19 protein-coding genes and 1 tRNA gene are annotated in these 19,052 nt (G+C 65.3%); 12 read left to right on the forward strand and 8 right to left on the reverse strand.

The window, feature by feature from the left end:
* Positions 1-194 precede the first annotated feature (194 nt).
* Positions 195-503 carry a DciA family protein gene (locus AAFF27_21555; protein ID XAH22564.1) on the forward strand — a complete coding sequence of 103 codons (309 nt, stop codon included), beginning with the start codon at positions 195-197 and terminating at the stop codon, positions 501-503.
* Between the two features lie 45 nt (positions 504-548).
* On the opposite strand, the gene AAFF27_21560 is transcribed toward AAFF27_21555, so the two are convergent.
* The 6 genes from AAFF27_21560 to petA form a co-directional block, all read right to left on the reverse strand.
* A tRNA-Thr gene (locus tag AAFF27_21560) sits at positions 549-624 on the reverse strand.
* A 22-nt stretch (positions 625-646) separates the two neighbouring features.
* Complete coding sequence (locus AAFF27_21565; protein XAH22565.1) at positions 647-1,183, reverse strand: ClpXP protease specificity-enhancing factor; 537 nt, start codon at positions 1,181-1,183, stop codon at positions 647-649.
* 12 nt (positions 1,184-1,195) lie between these two features.
* The gene (locus AAFF27_21570) at positions 1,196-1,807 is read right to left on the reverse strand and encodes a glutathione S-transferase N-terminal domain-containing protein (GenBank protein XAH22566.1); all 612 of its coding nucleotides are present in this window, start codon (positions 1,805-1,807) and stop codon (positions 1,196-1,198) included.
* Positions 1,808-1,920: 113 nt separating this feature from the next.
* Positions 1,921-2,694: a cytochrome c1 gene (locus AAFF27_21575; GenBank protein ID XAH22567.1), complete on the reverse strand. Its 774-nt coding sequence runs from the start codon at positions 2,692-2,694 to the stop codon at positions 1,921-1,923.
* A 23-nt stretch (positions 2,695-2,717) separates the two neighbouring features.
* Positions 2,718-4,118, reverse strand: a complete 1,401-nt coding sequence (locus AAFF27_21580) for a cytochrome bc complex cytochrome b subunit (protein ID XAH22568.1) — start codon at positions 4,116-4,118, stop codon at positions 2,718-2,720.
* Positions 4,119-4,131: 13 nt separating this feature from the next.
* A complete protein-coding gene (petA, locus tag AAFF27_21585) occupies positions 4,132-4,752 on the reverse strand; it encodes a ubiquinol-cytochrome c reductase iron-sulfur subunit (GenBank protein ID XAH22569.1) in 621 nt (206 codons plus the stop codon).
* A 164-nt stretch (positions 4,753-4,916) separates the two neighbouring features.
* Here petA and mscL point away from each other — a divergent pair, with 164 nt between their 5' ends.
* A complete protein-coding gene (gene mscL, locus AAFF27_21590) occupies positions 4,917-5,342 on the forward strand; it encodes a large conductance mechanosensitive channel protein MscL (protein XAH22570.1) in 426 nt (141 codons plus the stop codon).
* 55 nt (positions 5,343-5,397) lie between these two features.
* Here the strand turns inward: mscL and pdxA are convergent, their stop codons facing one another.
* Entirely contained in the window at positions 5,398-6,408 is a 1,011-nt protein-coding gene (gene pdxA / locus AAFF27_21595) for a 4-hydroxythreonine-4-phosphate dehydrogenase PdxA (protein XAH22571.1), read from the reverse strand.
* Positions 6,405-7,178 (reverse strand): Nif3-like dinuclear metal center hexameric protein, encoded by a 774-nt coding sequence (locus tag AAFF27_21600; protein XAH22572.1) that lies wholly within the window; start codon positions 7,176-7,178, stop codon positions 6,405-6,407. The genes pdxA and AAFF27_21600 overlap by 4 nt, the downstream gene beginning before the upstream one ends.
* 94 nt (positions 7,179-7,272) lie before the next feature.
* Between AAFF27_21600 and AAFF27_21605 the strand changes: the two genes are divergently transcribed.
* The 10 genes from AAFF27_21605 (at position 7,273) to AAFF27_21650 (ending at position 19,030) form a co-directional block, all read left to right on the forward strand.
* On the forward strand, positions 7,273-8,412 hold the full coding sequence (locus AAFF27_21605; GenBank protein ID XAH22573.1) for a trypsin-like peptidase domain-containing protein: 1,140 nt from the start codon (positions 7,273-7,275) through the stop codon (positions 8,410-8,412).
* Between the two features lie 137 nt (positions 8,413-8,549).
* Positions 8,550-9,707: an ABC transporter substrate-binding protein gene (locus tag AAFF27_21610; protein ID XAH22574.1), complete on the forward strand. Its 1,158-nt coding sequence runs from the start codon at positions 8,550-8,552 to the stop codon at positions 9,705-9,707.
* A gap of 106 nt (positions 9,708-9,813) precedes the next feature.
* Positions 9,814-10,695: a branched-chain amino acid ABC transporter permease gene (locus AAFF27_21615; protein ID XAH22575.1), complete on the forward strand. Its 882-nt coding sequence runs from the start codon at positions 9,814-9,816 to the stop codon at positions 10,693-10,695.
* A gap of 10 nt (positions 10,696-10,705) precedes the next feature.
* On the forward strand, positions 10,706-11,569 hold the full coding sequence (locus tag AAFF27_21620) for a branched-chain amino acid ABC transporter permease (GenBank protein XAH22576.1): 864 nt from the start codon (positions 10,706-10,708) through the stop codon (positions 11,567-11,569).
* Positions 11,566-12,381 (forward strand): ABC transporter ATP-binding protein, encoded by an 816-nt coding sequence (locus AAFF27_21625; GenBank protein XAH22577.1) that lies wholly within the window; start codon positions 11,566-11,568, stop codon positions 12,379-12,381. Before AAFF27_21620 ends, AAFF27_21625 begins: the two co-directional genes overlap by 4 nt.
* Positions 12,378-13,100 carry an ABC transporter ATP-binding protein gene (locus tag AAFF27_21630; protein XAH22578.1) on the forward strand — a complete coding sequence of 241 codons (723 nt, stop codon included), beginning with the start codon at positions 12,378-12,380 and terminating at the stop codon, positions 13,098-13,100. Before AAFF27_21625 ends, AAFF27_21630 begins: the two co-directional genes overlap by 4 nt.
* A gap of 473 nt (positions 13,101-13,573) precedes the next feature.
* The gene (locus AAFF27_21635; protein XAH22579.1) at positions 13,574-15,013 is read left to right on the forward strand and encodes an FAD-binding oxidoreductase; all 1,440 of its coding nucleotides are present in this window, start codon (positions 13,574-13,576) and stop codon (positions 15,011-15,013) included.
* Between the two features lie 47 nt (positions 15,014-15,060).
* Positions 15,061-16,146: an ABC transporter substrate-binding protein gene (locus tag AAFF27_21640; GenBank protein ID XAH22580.1), complete on the forward strand. Its 1,086-nt coding sequence runs from the start codon at positions 15,061-15,063 to the stop codon at positions 16,144-16,146.
* 10 nt (positions 16,147-16,156) lie between these two features.
* Positions 16,157-17,245, forward strand: a complete 1,089-nt coding sequence (locus tag AAFF27_21645) for an ABC transporter ATP-binding protein (GenBank protein ID XAH22581.1) — start codon at positions 16,157-16,159, stop codon at positions 17,243-17,245.
* Positions 17,246-17,248: 3 nt separating this feature from the next.
* Positions 17,249-19,030 carry an ABC transporter permease subunit gene (locus tag AAFF27_21650; protein XAH22582.1) on the forward strand — a complete coding sequence of 594 codons (1,782 nt, stop codon included), beginning with the start codon at positions 17,249-17,251 and terminating at the stop codon, positions 19,028-19,030.
* The last annotated feature ends 22 nt before the right edge of the window (positions 19,031-19,052 follow it).

Raw genomic sequence — 19,052 nt, forward strand, 5'->3', positions numbered from 1 at the left:
CGCGCGGGACGATCCATCCTCAGGAGTTGTGAAGTGAAATCCGGAAGCGCGCTGCACACCCAGGTGTGCAGCGACGCTGCCGCGTCGACCAAACCGGAGATTTTAGCGTTGCTGAATCAGGCAAGGCGCGTCCCGGATAATCGCGCCTCGACCCAGCGGCTTCTCTGCAGGCGCATTCGCCCCCATCCGACCCCATGCACCGACGCCACCAAGCCATTCCACTGCTGCAAGCCGCCCGCGAGGCCCCTACCCTGGCGCGCCTGACCGCGCTGGCGCGCGACTCGGGCGAGCGCCTGCGCCAGATCGAGGCCCTGATCCCGTCGGGCCTGCGCGCAACGGTAAAGCCCGGCCCCATCGACGGCGACAGCTGGTGCCTGCTGGTGGACAGCAATGCGGCCGCCGCCAAGCTGCGGCAACTGCTGCCGGCCCTGATGGCGCATCTGCGCAGCAAGGGCTGGGCCGTGCAGACGATCCGGCTCAAGGTGCAGGGCCGGCGCAGCTGATAAAGAAAAAGCCCGGCTGCATATCCATGCATCCGGGCTTTTGTTTGGTGCCGATTATCGGAATCGAACTGATGACCTACCGCTTACAAGGCGGTTGCTCTACCAACTGAGCTAAATCGGCGAAGACAGGATTCTAGCTGCGGCTACTTCACTCGTTTGAGCGAAGGGCGCGGGCCGCTGGTCGGCGGCGGGCGGGGCGGCTCGTCCTGCGGGCCATCGCCTTCGGCGGGCGCCGGCTCCGACTCATCCACCGCCACCAGTTGCACCACACGCTGGTCACCGCCGGCGGCCGGAGCGGCCTCATCGGCGGCGGCCATGGTCGACGGCTCCAGCGGCACACCCTCCATCGGCTCGGGATCGGCCGTCATCGGGAATGCCATGCCCTGGCCGTTTTCCCGCGCGTAGACCGCCATGACGCGGCTCACCGGCACCATGATCTCGCGCGAGGTGCCGGCAAAGCGGGCCTTGAACTCGATGAAATCATTGCCCAGCTGCAGTCCGCTGGTGGCGTCGTAGCTGATGTTGAGCACGATCTCGCCGTTCTTCACGTACTCGCGCGGGACCTGGACCGCCTCGTCCACGCGCACGGCGACATAGGGCGTAAAGCCGTTGTCTGTGCACCACTCATAGAGTGCGCGGATGAGGTAGGGCCGGGTCGAAGTCGATTCCAGGGCGTTCATCACAGACCCCTCTTACTTGCGCATCACCTTCTCGGACGGCGTCAGCGCCTCGATATAGGCCGGGCGCGAGAAGATGCGCTCGGCATACTTCAGCAGCGGTGCAGCGTTCTTGCTGAGGTCGATGCCGTAGTAATCCAGGCGCCACAGCAGCGGCGCGATGGCGACGTCGAGCATGGAGAAGTTGTCGCCCAGCATGTACTTGTTCTTGAGGAACACCGGGGCGAGCTGCGTGAGGCGGTCACGGATGTGCGAGCGGGCCTTTTCCAGCGCCTTTTCGTTGCCCTTGGTGGCACGCGACTCAAGCACATTGACGTGCACGAACAGTTCCTTCTCGAAGTTGAGCAAGAACAGGCGCACGCGGGCGCGATCGACCGGGTCGCCGGGCATCAGTTGCGGATGCGGGAAGCGCTCGTCGATGTACTCGTTGATGATGTTCGACTCGTACAGGATCAGGTCGCGCTCGACCAGGATGGGCACCTGGCCGTAGGGGTTCATCACGCTGATGTCTTCGGGCTTGTTGTAGAGATCGACATCGCGGATCTCAAAGTCCATGCCTTTCTCGAACAACACGAAGCGGCAGCGGTGGGAGAAGGGGCAGGTGGTTCCCGAGTAAAGCACCATCATGGTGGAAGGCTCCTAAAAATCGAAGGAGTGGGCGGTGTCTTGCACTCCCACTCCAGAAAATGCCAACGCGCGGGGGAAACCCGCGCGCGGCTGTACGTCTTGCAATACGGCGCCTACCGGACGTCCTTCCAGTAGGCGGCGTTCAAGCGCCACGCAATGAAAGTGAAGACCCCCAGGAACAGCAGCACCCAGACGCCCACCCGCATGCGGGTGTTCTGCGCCGGCTCTCCCATCCACTGCAGATAGCTCACCAGATCACCAACCGACTGCTCGAACTGCAGCGGCGACAGCGTACCGGGCTTGACCTGCTCCCAACCCGTGAAGACCTGGGTGGCGTGGCCATGTTCCTCGCGCTCGGTGTAAACCGGACGGCGCTCGCCCTGCAGCTCCCACAGCGGGTTGGGCATGCCGACATTCGGGAATGCCAGGTTGTTCCAGCCGGTGGGGCGCGTGTCGTCGCGGTAGAAGGTGCGCAAGAAGGTGTAGAGATAGTCAGGACCGGTACCGCCGTGGCCGGCGCGAGAGCGCGCAATCACGGTGAGATCGGGGGGATTGTCGCCGAACCACTCCTTGGCCTGTTTCGGATCGATCGCGGCCTTCATGGTTTCGCCCACCTTGTCGGTGGCAAACAGCAGGTTGTCCTTGATCTGTTTCTCGGTCAGGCCGATGTCCTGCAGGCGGTTGTAGCGCATGAAAGCCGCAGAGTGGCAGCTCAGGCAGTAGTTGACGAAGATCTTGGCGCCGTTCTGCAGCGCCTGCAGGTCATTGGTCTTGTTGGGCGCCTTGTCCCAGGCAAGGCCGCCGCCTTCTGCATGCGCGCCAGCGACCAAGCCGCCCGCCACAGCAAGCGCCAGGAGGATTTTTTTTGCGTATCCCGTGATGTTCATCGTGGTTCTCTCGTGGCTCGGGCTCAGTGCGCAGCGAAGGTGACACGGTCGGGCACCGGCTTGGGCTCACCCAAGCGGCTCCACCAGGGCATCAGCAGGAAGAAGCCGAAGTAGAACAGCGTACCCACTTGCGAGACGCGCTCGCCCAGGGGCGACGGCGGTTGCACGCCCAGGTAGGCCAGCACCACGAAGTTGACAACAAAGATGCCGTACAGGTACTTGTGCCAGCTTGGACGGTAGCGGATCGACTTGACCGGGCTGTGGTCCAGCCAGGGCAGGAAGAACAGGATGATGACGGCGCCACCCATGACCAGCACGCCCCAGAACTTGGCGTCGATATTCAGCATCATGGCGACCGCGCCCAGCGCGACCAGCACGATCAGGCCCTTGAAGAAGAGCGCCAGCTTGCTCTTGATGGCGGTGAAGACAGCGGCACCCAGCACACAGGCGATCAACGCATACATCATCTCGCCGGTGATGGCGCGCAGCATCGAATAGAAGGGCGTGAAGTACCAGACCGGAGCGATGTGATTGGGCGTCTTCAGCGAGTCGGCCGGGATGAAGTTGTTGTACTCCAGGAAGTAGCCGCCGAACTCGGGCGCGAAGAAGATGACGGCGGTGAACACCATCAGGAACACGCTCACGCCGAAGATGTCATGCACCGTGTAGTAAGGGTGGAAAGGGATGCCGTCCAGCGGAATGCCCTTGGCGTCCTTGTACTTCTTGATCTCGACGCCGTCCGGGTTGTTGGAGCCCACTTCGTGCAGTGCGATGATGTGCGCCACGACCAGGCCCAGCAGCACCAGCGGCACCGCGATCACGTGGAAGCTGAAGAAGCGGTTGAGCGTGGCATCCGACACCACATAGTCGCCGCGGATCAGCAGCGCCAGATCCGGGCCGACGAAGGGAATGGCCGAGAACAGGTTCACGATCACCTGGGCGCCCCAATAGGACATCTGGCCCCAGGGCAGCAGGTAGCCCATGAAGGCCTCGGCCATCAGGCACAGGAAGATCGCGCAGCCGAAGATCCAGACCAGCTCGCGCGGCTTGCGGTAAGAACCGTAGAGCAGGCCGCGGAACATGTGCAGGTAGACAACGACGAAGAAGGCCGATGCCCCCGTGGAGTGCATGTAGCGGATCAGCCAGCCCCAGGGCACGTCACGCATGATGTACTCGACCGAGGCGAAGGCCAGCGTCGCGTCGGGCTTGTAGTGCATCACCAGGAAGATGCCGGTGACGATCTGGATGACCAGCACCAGCAGCGCGAGCGAGCCGAACACGTACCAGAAGTTGAAGTTCTTCGGCGCGTAGTACTCGCTCATGTGCTCCTTGTAGAGCTTGGAGGCCGGGAACCGGTTGTCGACCCAGTTCAGCAGCTTCGCGCTCACAGGAGCATTCGGGGATATTTCGTGGAAATCAGCCATGTCCGTCGTCTCCTCAGGCCTGCTTCTTGTCTTCGCCTATCAGCAGGCGAGTGTCGGACAGGTACATGTGCGGCGGCACCGGAAGGTTGTCCGGTGCGGGCTTGTTCTTGAACACCCGGCCCGCCAGGTCGAAGGTCGAGCCGTGGCAGGGACAGAGCCAGCCGCCTGGCCAGTCGGCCGGCAGCGAGGGCTGCGGACCGGCCTGGAACTTATCGGTGGGAGAGCAACCCAAGTGGGTGCAGATGCCAATGACCACCAAGACTTCCGGCTTGATTGAGCGATGCTCGTTGCGGGCGTACTCGGGTGTGAATTCTTCCGGATGCCGTGCAGACTGGGGATCCGCCAATTCACCGTCGTGCTTGGGCAGGTCGGCCAGCTCTTCGGCTGTGCGCTTGACGATCCAGACCGGCTTGCCCCGCCATTCCACGGTGATCTTCTCGCCGGCCTTGAGGCCTGCAATGTCGACTTCCACTGCAGCTCCGGCGGCCTTGGCCTTCTCGGAGGGCTGGAATGTGCTGACAAAGGGTATGGCCGTTGCCACACCACCCACAGCACCGACACAGGTCGATGCAATCAGCCACGTCCGCTTGCCGCTGTCGACCCGGCGCGGGCCGTCGACTAGAGATTCACTCATGGAAATCCTTGATGATCATCGCTTGATTGGGGTCAACCGATGATTGTAGCGGAGCGTTTCAGGCCCGTTCAAGGCTCGTAAGGGAGTGCATCCCCGGGTGGTGAAGCCCCTCAGACGCTGCGATACTCGCGCCCTTCATCCACGCGCGGCAGGAGGTCGACACCATGGGAATGATGCAGGAATTCAAGAGTTTCGCCATGAAGGGCAACGTCGTCGACCTCGCGGTTGGCGTCATCATCGGCGCGGCCTTCGGCAAGATCGTCGACTCGCTGGTCAGCGACGTCATCATGCCGGTGGTGGGGCTGGTGTTCGGCAAGCTCGACTTCTCCAGCATGTTCGTGGTGCTGGGCCAGATCCCCGAGGGCGTGCCACGCGCCCTGGCCGACCTGAAGAAGGCCGGCGTGCCCGTGCTGGCCTATGGCAACTTCATTACCGTGGCAGTCAACTTCATCATCCTGGCTTTCGTGATCTTCATCATGATCAAGCAGATCAACCGCCTGCAGCGCAAGGAAGTGCCGCCGCCTGCCGCACCGCCGGAAGACACCGTGCTGCTGCGCGAGATCCGCGACAGCCTGCGCCGTCCACTCTGATTTTTATAGCTAGAAGCCCAGGCCACGCCTGGGCTAAAGCCACTTTTCCTTAAAATCAGGCCGCCAGCACGCGCGCCATGCGAATGGCGGCGAGCAAGCTCGACGGGTCGGCCTGGCCGGTGCCGGCGATATCGAAGGCGGTGCCATGGTCCGGGCTGGTGCGCACCAGCGGCAGGCCCAGCGTCACGTTCACGCCCTGCTCCACACCCAGGTACTTGACGGGGATCAAGCCCTGGTCGTGGTACATGGCAATGACCGCGTCGAACTCACCAGTGCGGGCCCGCATGAAGACCGTGTCTGGTGCGTAGGGGCCACGCGCATTGATGCCCTCGGCCTGCGCGGCGGCGATGGCCGGGGCGATGTGCAGCAACTCCTCACGGCCGAACAGGCCGCCCTCCCCCGCATGCGGATTCAAACCGGCTACCGCCAGGCGTGGCGCTCGGCCCAGCACGCGCAGCAGCGCTGCATGGGCGATGCGCAGTGTCTGCAGCACGTTCTGCTCTGTGACCGCCTCGATCGCGTCGCGCAGCGACATATGGATGCTGACCAGCACGGTACGCAGTTCGTCGTTGGCCAGCATCATGCGCACCGGCACCTCGGCCACGCTGCGGCCCAGGTGCAGCGCGGCCTCGGCCTGCAGCAGTTCGGTGTGGCCGGGAAAGGGCTCGCCCGCCGCGTGCAGGGCTTCCTTGTGCAGCGGCGCCGTGGCCAGGGCCGCGATCTCGCCGCGCAAGGCGGCCTGCGCAGCCCAGCGCACGCTGGCCGCTGCCTGGCGTCCGGCCTCGGCCGAGATTTGGCCAAAGGCCACGGCACTACGCGCCTGCACCACCGGCAGCACCGGGATGCAGCGCGGCGGCGCCTGCAAGGCCTCGCCCACATTCGCCAGCACCGCCACCGGCAGCGCCGGGCCGGCGCCGCAAACAACGGCGGCGGCCCGGCGCAGCACGGCCACGTCGCCTACGACAAAACAGCCGTGCAACTCCGGCGAGTTGTCGCGGTAGAGCATGGCGATGGTTTCCGGCCCGATGCCGGCCGGGTCGCCCGCAGTGATCGCAAGCGGCTTCATGCGGGGTTGTCGATATCGATGAAGCTGTGGCGCAGCCCCAACTCCTGGGCCACCTGCGCCGCCACGGCCGGCGCGCCGTAACGCTCGCTGGCATGGTGGCCACAGGCAATGAAGGCCACGCCCAGCTCGCGCGCATAGTGGGCCTGCGGCTCGGAGATCTCGCCGGTGATGAAGGCGTCGGCACCGGCCGCGATGGCCGCCTCGAAGTAGCCCTGGGCGCCGCCGGTGCACCAGGCCACGCGGCGGATCGGGCCCCGGCCCGGATCGACCAGCACCACCGGCCGCTCTACCGCACGCTCGACGTGGCGCGCCAGCGCTTCGGCGTCGGCAAAGTCGGCTGTGCCGACACAGCCCAGCGACTGCTCGCCAAACCAGGCGTCGGCCACCAGGCCCAGCCGCGCGCCCAACTGGGCGTTGTTGCCCAACGTGGGGTGCGCATCCAGCGGCAAATGGTAGGCAAACAAGCTGATGTCATGCGCCAGCAGCAAGGCCAGCCGCTGCTTGAGCCAGCCGGTGACGCGGCCGTCGTGGCCGCGCCAGAACAGGCCGTGGTGGACGAACAGGGCGTCGGCACCCGCATCGATGGCGGCCTCGATCAGCGCCCGGCTGGCGGTCACGCCCGACACGATATGGCCGATGCGCGCTCGCCCCTCCACCTGCAGGCCATTGGGGCCGTAGTCCTTGAAACGTTCGGGTGCCAGCAGTTCGTCGAAGCGGCGCAGAAGCGCGCTGCGGTCAACCGCGCCGGCAGCGGTGCGGGATGTGTCCATGCCGCCATTTTCCGCCACGGCTGCGCTGGCCTGCGCCATCGGCGAGAATCTGGCCCCGCCTCCGGCACTTTCCGCCTCCGCCCTCGGGCCCTTCATGAAACGTATCTGGCTGCTGTTTTCCCAGACCGTCACCGTCCTTCTGGCGGCGTACTTTGTCATTGCCGTGCTCAAGCCCGACTGGCTGGGCCGGCCCTCCTTCCGTGGCGGCGTGGTGTCGCTGCTGGAAGCCCCGGCCACGCCGCAGGCACCGCCGGAGCCCGGCAGCCTGGCGGCGGCCGCCAAGAAGGCGTCGCCAGCGGTGGTGAGCATCAGCACCAGCACCACGCCACGCAACCCGCGCAACAACGACCCCTGGTTCCAGTTCTTCTTTGGCGACCAGGCCAACCGCCCGCAGACCGGCCTGGGCAGCGGCGTGATCGTGAGCCCCGACGGCTACATCCTCACCAACAACCACGTGGTCGAAGGCGCTGACCAGATCGAGGTCATGCTCAACGACGGCCGACATGCCAGTGCCAAGGTCATTGGCACCGACCCGGACACCGACCTGGCCGTGCTCAAGATTGCGCTCGACCGGCTGCCGGTGATCGTGCTGGGCAACTCGGATCAATTGCTGGTGGGTGACAAGGTGCTGGCCATTGGCAACCCTTTTGGCGTCGGCCAGACCGTGACCAGCGGCATCGTCAGCGCGCTGGGGCGCAACCAGTTGGGCATCAACACCTTCGAGAACTTCATCCAGACCGATGCGGCGATCAACCCCGGCAACTCGGGCGGCGCGCTGACCGACGTCAACGGCAACCTGCTGGGCATCAACACCGCGATCTATTCGCGCTCGGGCGGCAGCATGGGTATTGGCTTTGCCATCCCCGTGTCCACCGCCAAGCAGGTGCTGGAGGGCATCGTCACCGACGGCCAGGTGCGGCGCGGCTGGATCGGCGTGGAGCCGAACGAGCTGTCACCGGAGCTGGCGGAAACCTTCGGTGTGAAGGCCGCGCAGGGCGTCATCATCACCGGCGTGCTGCAGGCCGCCCCCGCCGCGCATGCCGGCATACGGCCGGGCGACGTGATCGTGCAGGTCGGTGACAAGGCCGTGGGCAGCGTCGCCGAGATGATGACGGCGGTGGCCGCGCTCAAGCCCGGCAGCGCAGCGCCCTTCACGCTGCTGCGTGGGGACGAAAAACTCACAGTGGACGTGACTCCCGGCACGCGCCCGCGCAGCGTCACCCCACGGAACTGACAGCGGCCCAGGGCCGCCCGAAACCGATTGCAGCACCAGTGCCCGCAAGGGCGCATCAGGGGCTTCCCTGCTCGGGCCGGCGACCCCGACGTATAGAATTTGCGCCCATTAGTAACAGATTTCCAAAGGATTCTTCAATGCGTCAAGCCTCATTCAAGAGCCCGTTGCTGGCCCTGCTTGCTGCCGCGGGCCTGGCCACGGCCGCCCAGGCCGCCGACCTCAAGATTGGCGTCGCCGAAGCCCTGTCGGGCGGTGCCGCCCAGTACGGCAGCGCCATCCGCAACGGCTTCCAACTGGCTGCGGACGAGATCAATGCCGCCGGTGGCATCAACGGCGACAAGCTGGTGCTGGTGGTGGAAGACGAGCAAGGCAAGAAGGAAGAAGCCATCAACGTCTTCAAGAAACTGATCTTCCAGGACAAGGTGCTGATGGTGTTCGGCCCGACGCTGTCCAACTCGGCCCAGGCCGCCGACCCGATCGCGCAGGCCGCCAAGACCGTGGCCTTTGGCACCTCCAACACGGCCGACGGCATCACCTCGATCGGTGACTACGTGTTCCGCAACTCGGTCACCGAAGCCGACGTGCTGCCCGAGACCATCAAGATGGCGGTCAAGAAGGCTGGCGTGAAGAAGGTCGCGGTGCTCTACGGCAACGATGACGTGTTCACCAAGAGCGGCTACGACAACTTCAAGAAGGCCCTGGAAGACCTGAAGATCCCGGTCACCACGACCGAAACCTTCGCCAAGGGCGACGTGGACTTCAAGGCCCAGCTGACCAAGATCAAGGCCAGCAACCCTGACGCCATCGTGCTGTCGGCCCTGCTCGCCGAAGGCGCACCGATCATGGTGCAGGCGCGCCAGATCGGCCTGAACGTGCCGATCATTGGCGGCAACGGCATGAACTCGACCAAGATCTTCGATCTGGCCAAGGACAAGTCCGACGGCCTGTACGTGGGCAGCCCCTGGTCCTCCAGCAACGACACGCCGGAAAACGCCAAGTTCATCAAGGCCTACACCGCCAAGTACAACGGCGCGCCCGACCAGTTCGCGGCACAGGCCTACGACGCGCTCTACATTGCCGCTCAGGCCATCAAGCAAGTGAAGTTCTCGGGTAAGCTGCCGGCCGACCGCGCAGCGCTGCGCGACGCGCTGCCCAAGGTGAAGTGGACCGGTGCCACCGGCGCCTTCGAATTCCGCCGCGCCACCGACAAGGCTGGCAAGCCCGCCGGCTACGACGCGCAGCAAACGCCCATCGTCAGCGTGACCAAGGGCAACCAGTTCGTGATCGAGAAGTAGGCACGCACGGAGAGGTTTTTTCCCCTCCCAGCAGACGGCGCGGCACCCCGCGCCGTCTTTTGCTTTTTGCAACGCGCTATCCGCGCACCATCCGGAAACCACGACCGTGCTTGAACAGCAGCTCTTCAATGCCTTATCGCTCGGGTGCGTCTACGCGCTCTTTGCGCTGGGCTTCACTCTCATCTTCGGCGTGCTTGGCGTCATCAACCTGTCGCATGGCGCAGTCTTCATGGTCGGCGCCTATGCCGCAGTGGAAGCCATGACACAGCTGCACCTGCCGCTGTGGGCAGGCCTGCTTTTCAGCTTCATGTTCTGCGGACTGCTGGGGCTGCTGATCGACGTGCTGGTGCTCAAGCCGCTGCGCGCGCGCAATGCGCCCCACCTGATCCCGATGATCGCCACCATTGGCGTGGCCATCATCCTGAACAACGGCGTGCAGGGCATTTTTGGCGCGGAGAACGTGCGCTTCCCCTCGGGCGCCGTGTCGGACGACTCCATCACCTTCGCCGGCCTGCACCTGACCTCGGTCGAGCTGGGCATCATCCTGCTGTCCTTCGCGCTGATGGCGGTGCTGATGGTGGCCCTGAAAAAGACCCAGCTCGGCCGCGCGCTGCGTGCCATTGCCGAGTCGCCCAAGGCGGCCTACCTGCTGGGCATCAACGTCGAAGGCCTGTTCTACCTGACCTCCTTTGCCGCTGCCGGCCTGGGCGGCGTGGCCGGCGTGCTGATCGGCCTGTATTCCAACGCCGTGTTCCCGCTGATGGGCCAGCCGATCCTGCACAAGGGCATCGCGGTCATCATCCTGGGCGGCATGGGCGATATCCGCGGCGCCATGCTGGGCGGCCTGTTCCTGGGCTTTGCCGAGGTGCTGTCGGTAGCCTACATCGGCTCCAACATGCGCGATGCAGTTGCCTTTGGCCTGCTGTTCCTGGTGCTGCTGCTGCGTCCCAAGGGCCTGTTCGGTACCTTGCAAGAGCGCAAGGTGTAAGGGGCCGCACATGGAATGGTTTGACAACTTCTGGGCGATCTACAGCAACCTGGTGCTCACGCTGGGCACCAATGCCTTGCTGGCGCTTTCGATCTACCTCACGCTCTCGTGCGGCATGCTGGCCATGGCCAACGCCGCCTTCATGGGCATTGGCGCCTACACCTCGGCCCTGATCACGATGAACCTGGGCTTGCCCTACCCGGTGGCCCTGGCCGCCGGCATGGCGGCGCCCGGGCTGATGGCCTTCATCATCGGCAAGCCGACGCTGCGGCTGTCGGGCGTGTACCTGGCGATGGCCACGCTGGCCTTTGGCGAAGTGGTGCGCATCGTGGTGCTCAACGCCGAGTCGCTGACCGGCGGCGCGCTGGGCCTGAACGGCATCCCGCAGTCCACCGAGTGGTGGCACGTGGCGCTGGCGCTGGCGCTGACCCTGGCCGTGCTGTGGCGCCTGCGCCGCTCGCGCGTGGGCCGCGCCTTCGAGGCCATCAAGGAAGACGAGACCGCGGCCGGCCTGATGGGCATCGACGTGGGCGCACACAAGATGCTGGCCTTTGTGCTGGGCGCGATGATTGCCGGCCTGGCCGGCACGCTCAACGCCCACCTGACCTTCTTCATCGGCCCCAATGAATACGGTTTTGACCGTGGCGTCGACATCCTCACCATGGCCATCCTGGGCGGCATCAACAGCCTGTTCGGCCCGGTCTTTGGCGGCCTGCTGCTGACGGTGCTGCCCGAGGCGCTGCGCGGCTTCAAGGACTTCCGCCTGGTGGTCAACGGCTTCATCCTGGTGCTGATCGTGCTGTTCCTGCCCAAGGGCGTCTGGGATCCGGCGCGCTTCCGGCAATGGTTCTCGCGCAAGGGGGCCGCAGCATGAGCAAGACAGCCTCCATTTCGCTGGAAATGCAGTCGGTGTCGCGCCACTTCGGTGGCCTGAAGGTGCTGCAGGATGTGAACCTGGCGATCCCGCAGGGCGGCATCTTTGGCCTGATCGGGCCCAACGGTGCGGGCAAGACCACGGTCTTCAACCTGATCACCGGCCTGCTACCGCCCACCAGCGGCACGATCCGCTTCAACGGCCAGGATCTGGCCGGGCGCAAGCCGCACCAGATCACCCGCCTGGGCCTGGGCCGCACCTTCCAGAACATCCGCCTGTTCAAGGAGATGAGCCTGCTGCAGAACGTGATGGTGGGCATGCATGCCCACCTGGGCTACGGCGCCTTTGGCCTGCTGGCCAGCTCGGGCCTGTTCCGCAGCGAAGAGCGGCGCGCCCGCGAGCGCGCGCGCGAGCTGCTGTCCTGGGTCAAGCTGGACCACAAGGCGCACGAGACGGCAGACAACCTCTCTTACGGCGAGCAGCGCAAGCTGGAGCTGGCGCGGGCGCTGGCCACCGAGCCCAAGCTGCTGCTGCTGGACGAGCCGGTCGCCGGCATGAACAGCAGCGAGAAGACCGAGCTGATGCACGAGATCCAGAACATCAGTGCACGCGGCTACACCATTTTCATGATCGAGCACGACATGCGATTCGTCATGGGCCTGTGCCAGGAGATAGCCGTGCTGAATTTCGGGCGCATCATCGCGCAGGGCGGGCCGGAGGCGATCCGCACCAACCCGCAGGTGATCGAGGCCTACCTGGGCCGCGAGGACGACGAGCCGGTGAGCGAAGCGGCGCAGGGAGCGCAAGCATGAGCGGCGCCCCACTGCTGAAGGTCGAGGACCTGAAGGTTTCCTACGGCCACATCGAAGCCGTCAAGGGCATCGACTTCGAGCTGCGCGAAGGCGAGATCACCACGCTGGTGGGCGCCAATGGCGCGGGTAAGTCGACCACGCTGCTGGCCCTGTCCGGGCTGGTGAAGAAGGCCGCCGGCCGCATCAGCTTCGACGGCCGCGACCTGAGCGGCATGGCACCGCACCGCATCGTGCAAAGCGGCGTGGTGCAGGTGGCCGAAGGCCGCGCCACGCTGACCACGCTCACCGTGCGCGAGAACCTGGAGCTGGGCGCCTACACGCGCCGCGACGGCCATGCCCAGCGCCTGCGCGACCTGGACTATGTCTACGGCCTGTTCCCCCGCCTGGCCGAGCGCGCCGACGGCCTGGCCGGCAACCTGTCGGGCGGCGAGCAGCAGATGCTGGCCATTGGCCGCGCCTTGATGGCCAAGCCGCGCGTGCTGCTGCTGGACGAACCCTCGATGGGCCTGGCGCCGATCATCGTGCAGGACATCTTCCGCACGCTGCGCACCATCAATCAGGCCGGGCTGACCATCTTCCTGGTCGAACAGAACGTGCGCCAGGCACTGAAGATCGCCGACCGCGGCTACGTCATTGAAACCGGCCACATCGTGCTGGCCGACTCGGGCAAGGCCTTGCTGGGCAACCCCAAGGTGCAGGAAGCCTATCTGGGCAGCTGAGCCTGAACGGCTGAAACGACAAAGCCCGTCCTGGACGGGCTTTGTCGTTTCTGGGTGCATTTTCAAGGGAAAAGTGGCCAAATCCCAGGCTGTACCTTGGCTTGTAGCTATATATTAAGTAGCACTTCTTCCTGCTGCCAGCACACCAGGATTCGGCCTCACAGCCCGCCTTCTTCGCCCCTCTCCAGAGCCCGGCCGCTCAACTTGCGCCGGCGCCGCAATCGCGCTCCGCCACCGCCCGGCCTCCGGCGTAAATGCCTGTCCGGCCTTTGCCGCGCCCTCTCCTCACCATCCCTTACAGCAAACGACCCTGCTCACAGGCACCGTGGATCACCTCGGGATTCTCCCATTGCCCCACCAAAAACAATCGCAATACACTCACTTCAAGTGATATGCGATTTATTGGCACGAAATTCGCAAGCACTGGATCAAGGATTCGGGAGCCCCCTGGCTCTCACTCAAATGGTGCAAAGATGACTCTGATCGACCAGTTGATTGCCGCATTGGGAACAGGTGCCGTCGTCACGGCCACCGCCGAACTCGACGGATTTACCGAAGACTGGCGCGGGCGCTACCGCGGGCCGGCGAGCTGCGTGGTGCTGCCGTCCAGCACGGCCCAGGTGTCGGCAGTCGTCCGGCTGTGTGCCGCCGCAGGCGTGCCGGTACTGCCGCAGGGGGGCAACACCAGTTTGTGCGGCGGCGCAGTGCCTGATGAGAAGGGCATCGCGCCGGTCATCGTCAACCTCGCGCGCATGCGCAAGGTGCGCTCGGTCGACGCGGCCAACAATTCCATGGAAGTCGAAGCCGGCTGCGTGCTCGCCGTGGTTCAGCAAACCGCCATCGATGCCGACCGGCTCTACCCGATCAGCCTTGGCGCCGAAGGCTCTTGCCAGATCGGCGGCACGATTGCCACCAACGCCGGTGGCACCGGCGTGCTGCGCTACGGCAATACGCGCGACAACGTGCTGGGCCTGGAGGTGGTGCTGCCCGATGGCGAGGTCTGGAACGGCCTCTACACCCTGCGCAAGAACAACACCGGGCTTGATCTCAAGCATCTGTTCATAGGCTCGGAAGGCACGATGGGGATCGTGACGGCCGCCACGCTCAAGCTGCACCCATTGCCCAAGGCGCATGCCGTGGCCTGGCTGGCGCCGCCCAGCCCGGCGGCAGCCTTGGCGATCCTGGGCCTGCTGCAATCCGCCTGCGGCGCCAGCCTGTCGGCCTTCGAGATGATCGACGCCAACCAGTTGCGCATCGTGGTCGAGCAATTGCCCAACCGGCGCAACCCGCTGTCGGAAATGCATCCCTGGCATGTGCTGGTGGAACTGTCGGACACCGGCGCCGAATCCGTGCTGGAAGCCGCCTTGCAGCAAGTGTTGGAGCAAGCCTCCGAGCAAGGCCTGCTGCTGGACGCGGTGCTGGCCAGCAGCGGCGCGCAGCGCGCCGCCATGTGGGAGATCCGGCACAGCGTGTCGGAAGCCAACAAGAAGGCCGGCGTCGGCTTGACCACAGACAGCGCGGTGCCGGTGTCGGCCGTGCCGGAGTTCATCACCCGCGCCACCGCTGCCGTGCACGAAATCGTGCCCGGGCTGCCGATCGTCATCGTGGCCCATCTGGGCGACGGCAACGTTCACTTCATCCCCTTCTTCAGCTTCGAGGCCTGGGCCGCGCTGCCAGACCGCGAGGCCATGGGCCAGCGCATGCGGCACTGCGTAAACGACGTAGCGCACAGCCTGCATGGCACCTTCAGCGCAGAGCACGGCGTGGGCCGCACACTGCTGCAGGAAATGGCGCACTACAAGTCGCCGGTCGAGCTCTCGATGATGCGCCGCATCAAGCAGGCCTTCGACCCGGCCCACTCGTTCAACCCGGGTCGCCTGCTGCCCGATGCCGGCCGCCCGGCGCATTCCTGATCTCGGTTCCTGCGTTCCCCAACTTTCTCTCACTGAAGGAGTTCGACATGCATCCACTGCCCAGCTGCAATTTGTCCCGCCGCAAGGCCCTCAAAGCCACCGCTGCCGGCGTGGTTGCGGTCGCTGCGCCAGCCATCTGGACGCCAGCACGCGCCGCCAGCAAACGCATCGTCGTGCGCGACGACGGCGGCGTCTACAGCCAGGCCTATGCGGCGGCCTTCTACAAGCCCTTCACCGAGAAGACCGGCATCCAGGTCGTGCCCGTGCAGGCCAATGCCGAGCCCACCGCCCAGATCAAGAGCATGGTCGAGACCGGCAACTACACCTGGGACATGGCCAAGATCAGCCAGCCGGCCATCCTGCTGCTGACCAGCGGCAGCAAGATCTACCTGGAAAAGCACGGGGTCGAGTCAGACCCGAACGTGGCCACCATTCCCGCGCAGTACATGTCGCCCTACGGCGTCGGCACCAACGTCTACACCACGGTGCTGGCCTACCGCAATGCCGCCTTCAAGGGACGCAAGGCACCCAATTCGTGGGCGGATTTCTGGAACGTCAAGGACTTCCCCGGCCGCCGCTCGATCCGCAAACACCCCTTCGACACCATCGAGGAAGCGCTGATGGCCGACGGCGTAGCACCAGGCCAGGTCTATCCGGCCAACCTCGACCGCGCCTTCGCCAGCCTGGACAAGATCAAGCCCAAGGTGGATGTCTGGTGGAACTCCGGCGCCCAGGTCGAGCAAATGCTGATGTCCGGCGAGGTCGACATGGTGGCCACCTGGGTCTCGCGCCCGCAGCAGGCCATGGCCAAGGGCGCTGACGTATCCATCGTCTGGAACCAGAACCTCTGGGGCGTGGACAGCTGGTCCATCCTGGCCGGCACGCCGAACGCCGATGCCTGCCGCGAGTTCATCCGCTTCGCGTCAGACCCTAAACGCCAGGCCATCCAGGCCGAGTTCTTTCCGGCTGGCTTCACGCAGCCGTCGGCCTTCAACTACGTCAAGCCCGAGATGGCGAAGAACAGCCCGACCAGCCCCGACAACATCAAGAACGGCCTGCAGATCAATGCGCGCTACTGGCTCGACAACCAGGCCGCGGTGATCGAGCGCTTCAACGGCTGGGTGCTGGCCTGAACACGCAACCATGCCTTCGTCCAACCTGAGCATCTCCGGGCTGTGCAAGCGCTACGGCGACTTCACCGCGCTGGCCCCCACCAACCTCGAAGTCGCCAACGGCGAGTTCCTCACGCTGCTGGGCCCTTCGGGGTCGGGCAAGACCACCTTGCTGAGCCTGATCGCCGGCCTGTCGCAGCCCGATGCCGGAGAGATGCGGATCAATGGCGTGGACGTGACCTACAGCGCCCCCTATGAGCGCGACATCGGCATGGTGTTCCAGAACTACGCGCTGTTCCCGCACATGACGGTGGAGGACAACATCGCCTTCCCGCTCAAGATGCGCGGCGTCGGCGCGGCCCAGGCGCGCAAGCAGGCGCACGAGGCGCTCGACATGGTGCGTCTGCCGCAAACGGCCAAGCGCTTTCCGAAGGAGCTTTCCGGCGGGCAGCAGCAGCGCATCGCCCTGGCGCGCTGCATGGTCTATCGGCCGTCGATCATCCTGATGGACGAGCCGCTGGGCGCACTCGACAAGAAGCTTCGCGACCACATGCAGCTGGAGATCAAGCGCATCCACCGCGAGCTGGGCACCACCATCGTGTACGTGACGCACGACCAGGAAGAGGCGATGACCATGTCCGACCGCATCTGCCTGATGAACGGCGGGCGCATCGAGCAACTGGGCACGCCGGCCGACCTGTACTTCCGTCCACGCACGCTCTTCGTGGCCGACTTCCTTGGTGAATCCAATCTGCTCGAAGCCACGGTGGCCGACGTGCAAGCCGACGGCGTCACGCTGGCGCTGGACCAGGGGCGCGTACAGGCAGGCGCTGCATCCTGCGGCGCGGCGCTGGCGCCGGGGCAGAAGGTGCGCGTGCTGGTGCGCCCACAGAACCTGAGCGTGCAGCACGCCACGGGTGACGCAGCAGGCCTGTCGGCACAGGTACTTGACGTGACGATCACCGGTGGCCTGACCAAGCTCTACCTGGGCGCCCCCTTTGCCGGCGATGTACCCATCACCGTCGCCCTGCCGACCTCGCAGCAGAGCACTATCTACCGCGTAGGCGAAACGCTGTCGCTGCATTGGCAGGCCGCCGACGCGGTGGCGATCGCGGAGTAGCCGATGCAAGCCGCATCTTCTTCCGCCGTCCGCCACGCGCGCCGCGCGACGCGGCGCAACGTGCTGCTCGGCGCCCCGCTGCTGCTGCTCTTGCTGGCGCTGCTGGTCTACCCCGTGGCGCAGTTGCTGCTGCTGAGCATCTACAAGGACGGTGCGCTGAGCCTCGCGTCCTACCGCCAGCTGTTCGTGTCATCGGTCTATGTCAACGTGCTGCTGATCACGCTGAAGATCTCGGCCTGGACCACCTTGTTCGCGGTGCTGGCGGGCTACCCGGTGGCCTACCTGATCTCTTCGCTGCCGCAGCAGAAGAAGAGCCGGCTGCTGTTCTGGGTGCTGCTTTCGTTCTGGAGCAGTTTCCTGGTGCGCGCCTTCGCCTGGATCGTGCTGCTCGGGCGCAACGGCGTCGTCAACCAGTTGCTGCTGGCGCTCGGCATCGTCGACGCGCCGGTGAGCCTGCTCTACAGCTTCGGCAGCACGCTGGTCGGCATGGTGCATGCGCTGATGCCGCTAGCCGTGCTGACCATGCTGTCGGTGATGGAGAACATCGACCGCAACCTGCCGCGCGCCGCGCTCACCCTCGGGGCGCGGCCGGGCGCGGCCTTCTGGCGCGTGTACTTTCCGCTCTCGCTGCCGGGTGTCGCCGCGGCGGCCATCATGGTGTTTGTCACGGCCATCGGCTTCTTCGTCTTCCCCGCGCTGCTGGGCGGCCGGCGCGAGACCATGGTCACCCAGATCATCATCGACCAGGTGCAGCAGACACTGAACTGGGGCTTCGCCGGCGCGGTCTCGGTGCTGCTGCTGGTGGTGGTGCTGGCGGTGTTCGCGCTCTACGACCGCTTGCTCGGCCTGTCGACCATGACGGGCAGTGCGAGCGAGCGCGCCAAACCCGTGGCAGCGTCAGGCTGGTCGCACGCGGCGGGCGAGGCCGTGCTCGCGGCGCTGGCCTGGGCAACAGACAAACTCGCCGCACTGGTGCCGCGCCGCAAGCGCCGCCGCGCCAGCGAGCCGGGCCAGTCGCGCGGCATGTACATCACGGTCCTGCTCTTGCTGGCATTCCTGAGCGTGCCCACCATTCTGATGATCCCCTTGTCGTTCAGCAGCGGATCGGGACTGAACTGGCCACCGCAGGGCTTCTCGCTGCAGTGGTACCAGCAGATGTTCGAGTCACCCTTGTGGATGCAGGCGATCACGCGCTCGCTGGTGATCGGCATCGGTGCCGGCCTGCTGTCGATGCTGATAGGCACGCCCGCGGCCTTCCTGCTGGCGCGTTCGCAGATGCGCGGCAAGTCGCTGATGCTGGCCTTTGTGCTGTCGCCGATCATCGTGCCGCGCATGATCATCGCCGTCGGCATGTTCTACCTGTTCGCGCGCATCGGGCTCGTCGGCACCCTGTTTGGCCTGATCCTCGGCCATACGGTGATCTGCGTTCCGTATGTCGTGATGACCATGATGGCGGTGCTGCGCAACTACGACACCCGGCTCGATCTGGCGGCGCAGAGCCTGGGTGCGCGGCCATGGCAAACGCTGCGCCATGTGACCTTCCCGATCCTGAGGGCGGGCCTGCTGTCGTCCTTCCTGTTTGCCTTTGCCACGTCCTTCGACGAGCTGACGATCTCGCTCTTTGCTTCCGGTGGCCTCAACTCCACGTTGCCCAAGCAGTTCTGGGACGAAGTCACGCTGCAGATCTCACCCGTGATCGCTGCCGTGTCGACCTGCCTCTTTGTCTTCGTCGCGGCCTTGATCTGGATTGCGGACCGCCTGCGCCGCCGCAGCCTGGCGCGATGAGCGCCGCACGCAACTTCTCTCC

The organism is Xylophilus sp. GW821-FHT01B05 (genome assembly GCA_038961845.1).
Classification (GTDB): Bacteria; Pseudomonadota; Gammaproteobacteria; order Burkholderiales; family Burkholderiaceae_C; genus Xylophilus.

Coding starts and splice junctions, on each gene's coding strand:
- AAFF27_21565 (XAH22565.1), bottom strand. CDS start 1,183: ATGAACGCCCTGGAATCGACTTCGACCCGGCCCTACCTCATCCGCGCA.
- AAFF27_21625 (XAH22577.1), top strand. CDS start 11,566: ATGAGCAAGACAGCCTCCATTTCGCTGGAAATGCAGTCGGTGTCGCGC.
- AAFF27_21605 (XAH22573.1), top strand. CDS start 7,273: ATGAAACGTATCTGGCTGCTGTTTTCCCAGACCGTCACCGTCCTTCTG.
- AAFF27_21635 (XAH22579.1), top strand. CDS start 13,574: ATGACTCTGATCGACCAGTTGATTGCCGCATTGGGAACAGGTGCCGTC.
- pdxA (XAH22571.1), bottom strand. CDS start 6,408: ATGAAGCCGCTTGCGATCACTGCGGGCGACCCGGCCGGCATCGGGCCG.
- AAFF27_21575 (XAH22567.1), bottom strand. CDS start 2,694: ATGAACATCACGGGATACGCAAAAAAAATCCTCCTGGCGCTTGCTGTG.
- AAFF27_21645 (XAH22581.1), top strand. CDS start 16,157: ATGCCTTCGTCCAACCTGAGCATCTCCGGGCTGTGCAAGCGCTACGGC.
- AAFF27_21630 (XAH22578.1), top strand. CDS start 12,378: ATGAGCGGCGCCCCACTGCTGAAGGTCGAGGACCTGAAGGTTTCCTAC.
- petA (XAH22569.1), bottom strand. CDS start 4,752: ATGAGTGAATCTCTAGTCGACGGCCCGCGCCGGGTCGACAGCGGCAAG.
- AAFF27_21580 (XAH22568.1), bottom strand. CDS start 4,118: ATGGCTGATTTCCACGAAATATCCCCGAATGCTCCTGTGAGCGCGAAG.
- mscL (XAH22570.1), top strand. CDS start 4,917: ATGGGAATGATGCAGGAATTCAAGAGTTTCGCCATGAAGGGCAACGTC.
- AAFF27_21555 (XAH22564.1), top strand. CDS start 195: ATGCACCGACGCCACCAAGCCATTCCACTGCTGCAAGCCGCCCGCGAG.
- AAFF27_21610 (XAH22574.1), top strand. CDS start 8,550: ATGCGTCAAGCCTCATTCAAGAGCCCGTTGCTGGCCCTGCTTGCTGCC.
- AAFF27_21600 (XAH22572.1), bottom strand. CDS start 7,178: ATGGACACATCCCGCACCGCTGCCGGCGCGGTTGACCGCAGCGCGCTT.
- AAFF27_21640 (XAH22580.1), top strand. CDS start 15,061: ATGCATCCACTGCCCAGCTGCAATTTGTCCCGCCGCAAGGCCCTCAAA.
- AAFF27_21570 (XAH22566.1), bottom strand. CDS start 1,807: ATGATGGTGCTTTACTCGGGAACCACCTGCCCCTTCTCCCACCGCTGC.
- AAFF27_21650 (XAH22582.1), top strand. CDS start 17,249: ATGCAAGCCGCATCTTCTTCCGCCGTCCGCCACGCGCGCCGCGCGACG.
- AAFF27_21620 (XAH22576.1), top strand. CDS start 10,706: ATGGAATGGTTTGACAACTTCTGGGCGATCTACAGCAACCTGGTGCTC.